Annotated in this window: 8 protein-coding genes and 1 rRNA gene (1 of these 9 running past the window's edge); all 9 read left to right on the forward strand. The window is 38.4% G+C overall.

The genetic code is table 11. From position 1 onward, the window contains the following. The gene (pabA, locus tag MKY00_RS00395) at positions 1-588 is read left to right on the forward strand and encodes an aminodeoxychorismate/anthranilate synthase component II (protein WP_000602301.1); all 588 of its coding nucleotides are present in this window, start codon (positions 1-3) and stop codon (positions 586-588) included. After that, positions 582-1,454: an aminodeoxychorismate lyase gene (gene pabC, locus MKY00_RS00400; RefSeq protein WP_016716242.1), complete on the forward strand. Its 873-nt coding sequence runs from the start codon at positions 582-584 to the stop codon at positions 1,452-1,454. Before pabA ends, pabC begins: the two co-directional genes overlap by 7 nt. Beyond that, complete coding sequence (folP, locus tag MKY00_RS00405; protein WP_016716243.1) at positions 1,429-2,289, forward strand: dihydropteroate synthase; 861 nt, start codon at positions 1,429-1,431, stop codon at positions 2,287-2,289. The genes pabC and folP overlap by 26 nt, the downstream gene beginning before the upstream one ends. Then, positions 2,290-2,652: a dihydroneopterin aldolase gene (folB, locus tag MKY00_RS00410; RefSeq protein ID WP_000358059.1), complete on the forward strand. Its 363-nt coding sequence runs from the start codon at positions 2,290-2,292 to the stop codon at positions 2,650-2,652. Continuing rightward, positions 2,649-3,164, forward strand: a complete 516-nt coding sequence (gene folK, locus MKY00_RS00415) for a 2-amino-4-hydroxy-6-hydroxymethyldihydropteridine diphosphokinase (protein ID WP_001059445.1) — start codon at positions 2,649-2,651, stop codon at positions 3,162-3,164. The genes folB and folK overlap by 4 nt, the downstream gene beginning before the upstream one ends. Beyond that, the gene (locus MKY00_RS00420) at positions 3,116-3,319 is read left to right on the forward strand and encodes a helix-turn-helix domain-containing protein (protein WP_000387027.1); all 204 of its coding nucleotides are present in this window, start codon (positions 3,116-3,118) and stop codon (positions 3,317-3,319) included. Before folK ends, MKY00_RS00420 begins: the two co-directional genes overlap by 49 nt. A gap of 23 nt (positions 3,320-3,342) precedes the next feature. Further along, positions 3,343-4,341 (forward strand): tRNA dihydrouridine synthase DusB, encoded by a 999-nt coding sequence (gene dusB / locus MKY00_RS00425; protein ID WP_000912258.1) that lies wholly within the window; start codon positions 3,343-3,345, stop codon positions 4,339-4,341. A gap of 159 nt (positions 4,342-4,500) precedes the next feature. Then, on the forward strand, positions 4,501-6,000 hold the full coding sequence (gene lysS / locus MKY00_RS00430) for a lysine--tRNA ligase (protein ID WP_016716244.1): 1,500 nt from the start codon (positions 4,501-4,503) through the stop codon (positions 5,998-6,000). Between the two features lie 369 nt (positions 6,001-6,369). Further along, positions 6,370-6,850 (forward strand): 16S ribosomal RNA (locus MKY00_RS00435) (it continues 1,070 nt past the right edge of the window).

Raw genomic sequence — 6,850 nt, forward strand, 5'->3', positions numbered from 1 at the left:
ATGATATTAATGATTGATAATTATGATTCTTTTACATTTAATTTAGTGCAGTTTCTTGGAGAACTTGGACAAGAGCTTGTTGTTAAACGTAACGATGAAGTGACTATTTCAGATATTGAGAATATGAAACCAGACTTTTTAATGATTTCACCAGGTCCATGTAGTCCGAATGAGGCAGGGATTAGTATGGAGGTTATTCGATACTTTGCTGGAAAGATTCCGATTTTTGGGGTTTGTCTAGGGCATCAATCTATTGCGCAAGTGTTTGGTGGAGAGGTTGTCCGTGCAGAGCGATTAATGCATGGGAAAACATCGCTTATGCATCATGATGAGAAGACGATTTTTTCGGATATCCCTAATCCATTTACTGCGACGCGCTATCATTCCCTTATTGTTAAGAAAGAGACATTACCGGAGTGCTTAGAGGTAACATCTTGGACGGAAGAAGGGGAAATTATGGCGCTCCGTCATACAACATTACCGATTGAAGGTGTACAGTTCCATCCGGAATCTATTATGACTTCTCACGGAAAAGAGTTGTTGCAGAATTTCATTCGTAAATATAGTCCAAGTGTGACATCATGTTAATTTACGTAAATGGTCAGTATGTAGAAGCGAGTGAAGCGAGAATTTCGCCGTATGACCACGGTTATTTATATGGACTTGGAGTTTTCGAGACGTTTCGTATTTATAATGGTCATCCTTTCTTATTGGATGATCATTATGACCGTTTAATAGATGCGCTGGATACGTTGCAAATTAAATGGTCGATAACGAAAGATGAAGTAATACTTATTTTGAAGAATTTACTCGTTAAGAATAAATTAGAGCATGCGTATGTCCGTTTTAATGTATCGGCGGGTATAGATGAAATTGGATTGCAAACAGAAATGTATGAAGAGCCGTCTATTATTGTTTTTATAAAACCTTTAGCGGCCCCGGGAGATGTAGTGGAAAAAGAAGGGGTTGTCTTAAATCAAGTGAGAAATACACCAGAGGGTGCATCTCGCTTGAAGTCTCACCATTATTTAAATAACATTTTGGGGAAACGCGAAATAGGCAATGTTGTGAATAAGGAAGGTATTTTCCTTACTGAAACAGGTTATGTTGCAGAGGGCATTGTTTCGAATCTCTTTTTTGTAAAAGGTGATATTTTATATACACCTTCTTTAAAAACGGGGATTTTAAATGGTATCACTCGTGCGTTTATTATAAAGGTTGCTGAAAAGATGGGTATAGAAGTAAAGGAAGGTCTCTTTACAAAAGATGAATTACTTTCAGCTGATGAAGTCTTCGTAACAAACTCGATTCAAGAAATTGTTCCGCTTAATCGTATAGAGGGGCGAGATTTCCCGGGTAAAGTAGGTGTGGTTACAAAAAGGTTTATGGATCTTTATGAAATGCAGAGAGAGAAATTGTGGAGCAGAAATGAATTACGAAGAGGAGATGTGTAGTTTGAAGTGGGATTATGATTTGCGCTGCGGCGAATATACATTGAACTTAAATGAAAAAACGTTAATTATGGGGATTTTAAATGTAACACCAGATTCGTTTTCTGATGGTGGGAGTTACAACGAGGTAGATGCTGCAGTGCGCCATGCGAAAGAAATGCGAGAAGAAGGTGCTCATATTATTGATATTGGTGGCGAATCTACTCGTCCGGGCTTTGCTAAAGTATCGGTGGAAGAAGAAATAAAACGAGTTGTTCCAATGATTCAGGCTGTTTCAAAAGAGGTGAAATTGCCTATTTCTATCGACACGTATAAAGCGGAAGTTGCAAAACAAGCAATTGAAGCTGGTGCTCATATTATTAATGATATTTGGGGAGCGAAGGCGGAACCAAAAATCGCTGAAGTTGCAGCTCATTACGATGTACCTATTATCTTAATGCATAATCGCGATAATATGAATTATCGTAATTTAATGGCTGATATGATTGCTGACTTATATGACAGTATTAAAATTGCTAAAGATGCTGGCGTGCGAGATGAGAATATCATTTTAGACCCAGGTATCGGTTTTGCTAAAACGCCTGAACAAAATTTAGAAGCGATGCGTAATTTAGAACAGTTAAACGTACTAGGTTATCCAGTTCTCTTAGGTACTTCGAGAAAGTCCTTTATTGGGCATGTGCTAGATTTACCGGTAGAAGAACGTCTTGAGGGGACGGGAGCTACCGTTTGTCTTGGTATTGAAAAGGGTTGTGAGTTTGTTCGTGTTCATGATGTGAAGGAAATGGCGCGTATGGCTAAGATGATGGATGCGATGATTGGTAAGGGGGTAAAGTAATTGGATAAAATTTATATTCATGATATGGAGTTTTACGGTTATCATGGTGTATTCCCAGAGGAAAATAAATTGGGCCAGAGATTTAAAGTGGACTTAACGGTGGAATTGGATTTGAAACAAGCAGGAGAAAGTGATGACTTAGAGCATTCTGTTAATTATGGAGAGCTTTTCGAATTATGTAGGAAAGTTGTAGAAGATAGAACATATAAGCTTGTAGAGAGTATTGCTGAAAATATTGCTACAGATATATTGAAACAATATGAGAGTATTTCAAGATGTACGATAAAGGTAATTAAACCAGATCCGCCGATACCGGGACATTATCGTGCTGTAGCGGTAGAAATTACGAGAGAACGTCCATGAATAATATAGCTTACATTGCATTAGGTTCAAATATTGGAGAACGTTATACGTATTTAACTGAAGCGATTCAGTTTCTGAATAAAAATCCTTATATCAAAGTTGAGGATGTTTCGTCTGTATATGAGACGGAACCGGTTGGCTATACTGACCAGAGTTGCTTTTTAAATTTAGTTATAAAAATTTCTACCAATTTATCACCGCAAGAATTATTGAAAGTAACGCAAAAAGTAGAAAATGATCTAGGAAGAAAAAGGGAAATTAGGTGGGGACCTAGGACTATCGACCTTGACATTTTACTATATAATCAAGAAAATATTGAAGCAGAGAATCTTATTGTTCCGCATCCGCGGATGTTCGAAAGAGCTTTTGTTATCGTTCCGTTGTTAGAGATTAATCAAGATATAAAACAAAACATTTCACGTTCACAAGTAGAAGAAATGAAAAGGCGAGAGGGAGTAACGGTATGGAAGCAGAAAAATGGGGAAGACGCATTCGTGCTTTTCGAAAACTAAAAGGTTATACGCAAGAAGGTTTTGCAAAAGAATTAGGGGTATCTGTATCTGTTTTAGGTGAAGTTGAGCGAGGGAATCGATCGCCTTCCCAAGACTTTGTAGTGGAAGTTGCTAAAGCATTGAAGGTCTCGATAGATGAGCTAATGCCAAAGTGACCATGAAGGAAGGAGTAAATCGAGTGTTAAAAATCGCAAATATTGAGATGAAAAATCCGGTTGTATTAGCACCGATGGCGGGAGTGTGTAACTCTGCATTCCGTTTGACAGTAAAAGAATTCGGTGCAGGCCTAGTTTGTGCTGAAATGGTAAGTGATAAGGCGATACTACTGAACAATAAAAGAACATTAGATATGCTATATATTGATGAGAGAGAAAAGCCATTAAGTTTACAAATTTTTGGTGGCGAGAAAGAAACTCTTGTAGATGCTGCGAAATACGTAGATCAATATACGACAGCAGACATCATTGATATTAATATGGGGTGCCCAGTACCAAAAATCGTTAAGTGTGATGCAGGAGCAAAGTGGCTTTTAGACCCAAATAAAATATATGAAATGGTAGCGGCAGTTGTAGATGCTGTAGAAAAACCAGTTACAGTTAAAATGCGTATTGGTTGGGATGAGGATCATATTTTCGCAATCGAGAATGCGAAGGCTGTTGAGCGTGCTGGTGGACAAGCGGTAGCGGTTCATGGGCGCACACGAGTACAAATGTATGAAGGAAAAGCGGATTGGGATATTATTAAACAAGTAAAGCAAGCTGTAAATATCCCGGTTATCGGAAATGGTGATGTCGCAACGCCACAAGATGCAAAGCGTATGCTTGATGAAATCGGTGTAGATGGTGTTATGATTGGCCGCGCTGCCCTTGGAGATCCATGGATGATTTATCGTACGGTAAAGTATTTAGAGACGGGTGAATTAATGCCAGAACCGACAGTACGTGAGAAAATTGACGTATGTATGTTGCATCTAGATCGTCTGATCGATTTAAAGAATGAAAATGTCGCTGTAAGAGAGATGAGAAAGCACGCAGCTTGGTATTTAAAGGGCATTCGTGGTAATGCAACTGTACGTAATGGTATCAATGCTTGTAATACGCGTGAAGACTTAGCGAATGTATTAGGTACATTTGTAGAAGAAGTAGAAGCGAAACAACAAACAATTCACGTTGGTTAATAATAGGGAGGGAAGATTGACATTCTTCTATACACTTCCTATAATTACGTGAAAGAAAGAAGAACTGCCAGTTAGTTGCTGGCAGTTTTTCTAGTTGAGTAGAAAATGCTATACTGTATATATTGTAAAAATTAATAGAGCTGGAGTGATATCAATACCATGGATAACATGAACCACGAAGAATTAAACGACCAATTGCTTGTTCGTCGTGAAAAGCTACATAACTTACGTGAGCAAGGGATCGATCCGTTCGGTAAACGTTTTGAACGTACAAATGCAACAAATGAATTATTAAGCCTATATGGAGAGTTCTCTAAAGAAGAATTAGAGGAGAAAGAAATCTCTGTTTCTATCGCTGGTCGTATTATGACAAAACGCGGTAAAGGAAAAGCTGGATTTGCACATATTCAAGATTTACATGGACAAGTTCAAATTTACGTTCGTAAAGATGCTGTTGGAGATGAAGAGTACGAATTATTTAAAACAGCAGATTTAGGTGACTTAGTAGGTATTGAAGGTAAAATTTTCAAAACGAACGTTGGAGAACTTTCGGTGAAAGCAACGAGCTTTACGCTATTAACGAAATCTCTTCGTCCATTACCGGATAAATATCATGGATTAAAAGATGTTGAACAACGCTACCGTCAACGTTACTTAGACTTAATTACAAGTATGGAAAGCCGTGAAACATTTGTTACTCGCAGTAAAATCATTCGTGAAATGAGAAGATACTTAGATGACAATGGTTATCTTGAAGTGGAAACACCTATGATGCACGCAATTGCAGGTGGAGCTTCTGCGCGTCCTTTCATCACGCACCATAATGCGTTAGATATGGAATTATATATGCGTATCGCAATTGAACTTCATTTAAAACGCCTTATTGTGGGTGGATTAGAAAAAGTTTATGAAATCGGCCGTGTATTCCGTAACGAGGGTGTATCAACTCGTCATAATCCCGAGTTTACGATGATTGAATTATATGAAGCGTATGCTGATTATAAAGATATTATGAAACTAACAGAAAATATGGTTGCTCATATCGCGAAGCAAGTACTAGGTACAACAACAATCCAGTATGGTGATTATGAAATTAATCTAGAACCAGAATGGACACGTCTTCATATGGTAGATGCAATTAAAGAACATTCTGGAGCAGATTTCTGGAATCCGATGAGTGTAGAAGAAGCGCGTGAACTTGCAAAAGAACATAATGTAGAAATTAAGGATACAATGGAAGTTGGTCATATTATTAATGAATTCTTCGAGCAAAAAGTAGAAGATAAATTAATCCAACCAACATTTATTTACGGTCATCCGGTAGAAATTTCGCCACTTGCGAAAAAGAATGACGAAGATCCACGATTCACAGATCGTTTCGAATTATTTATTGTTGCACGTGAACATGCAAATGCATTCACTGAATTAAATGATCCAATCGATCAGAAAGAACGTTTTGAAGCACAATTAAAAGAACGCGAACAAGGTAATGATGAAGCTCACATGATGGATGATGATTATATTGAAGCTCTTGAGTATGGTATGCCTCCTACAGGTGGACTAGGAATTGGTATTGATCGTCTTGTTATGTTATTAACGAATGCACCATCTATTCGTGACGTACTATTATTCCCTGCTATGCGTCATAAACAAGACTAAGCTTTGGAGATTTTTCCAAAGCTTTTTTTATTTGAGTATGAACGTGGGGCATTAGATGCCGATGTTGGGAGAAATTATATTTATATAGAAGAAAAGTGCTGTTTTTATACTTTTTTACTAAGTTAAAAATTTTATTAGAAAAACTATTGCATTTTAATAATCAAACTGGTATATTTATATTCGTTGCCACGAAAGGTAACAAGCAAAACAAACGAAAAACAACTTATTGAAAAAAGTTGTTGACGAAAATATAACGAAATGTTATATTAATAAAGTCGCTTCTGAGCGACGAAGCAGTTCTTTGAAAACTGAACGAAACAAACAACGTGAAACGTCAATTTTTATTTTATGATGCTAGACAAACTAACTTTATTGGAGAGTTTGATCCTGGCTCAGGATGAACGCTGGCGGCGTGCCTAATACATGCAAGTCGAGCGAATGGATTAAGAGCTTGCTCTTATGAAGTTAGCGGCGGACGGGTGAGTAACACGTGGGTAACCTGCCCATAAGACTGGGATAACTCCGGGAAACCGGGGCTAATACCGGATAACATTTTGAACCGCATGGTTCGAAATTGAAAGGCGGCTTCGGCTGTCACTTATGGATGGACCCGCGTCGCATTAGCTAGTTGGTGAGGTAACGGCTCACCAAGGCAACGATGCGTAGCCGACCTGAGAGGGTGATCGGCCACACTGGGACTGAGACACGGCCCAGACTCCTACGGGAGGCAGCAGTAGGGAATCTTCCGCAATGGACGAAAGTCTGACGGAGCAACGCCGCGTGAGTGATGAAGGCTTTCGGGTCGTAAAACTCTGTTGTTAGGGAAGAACAAGTGCTAGTTGAATAAGCT

Origin of the sequence: Bacillus sp. FSL R9-9834, from assembly GCF_038006905.1 — a bacterium.
Classification (GTDB): Bacteria; Bacillota; Bacilli; order Bacillales; family Bacillaceae_G; genus Bacillus_A; species Bacillus_A pacificus.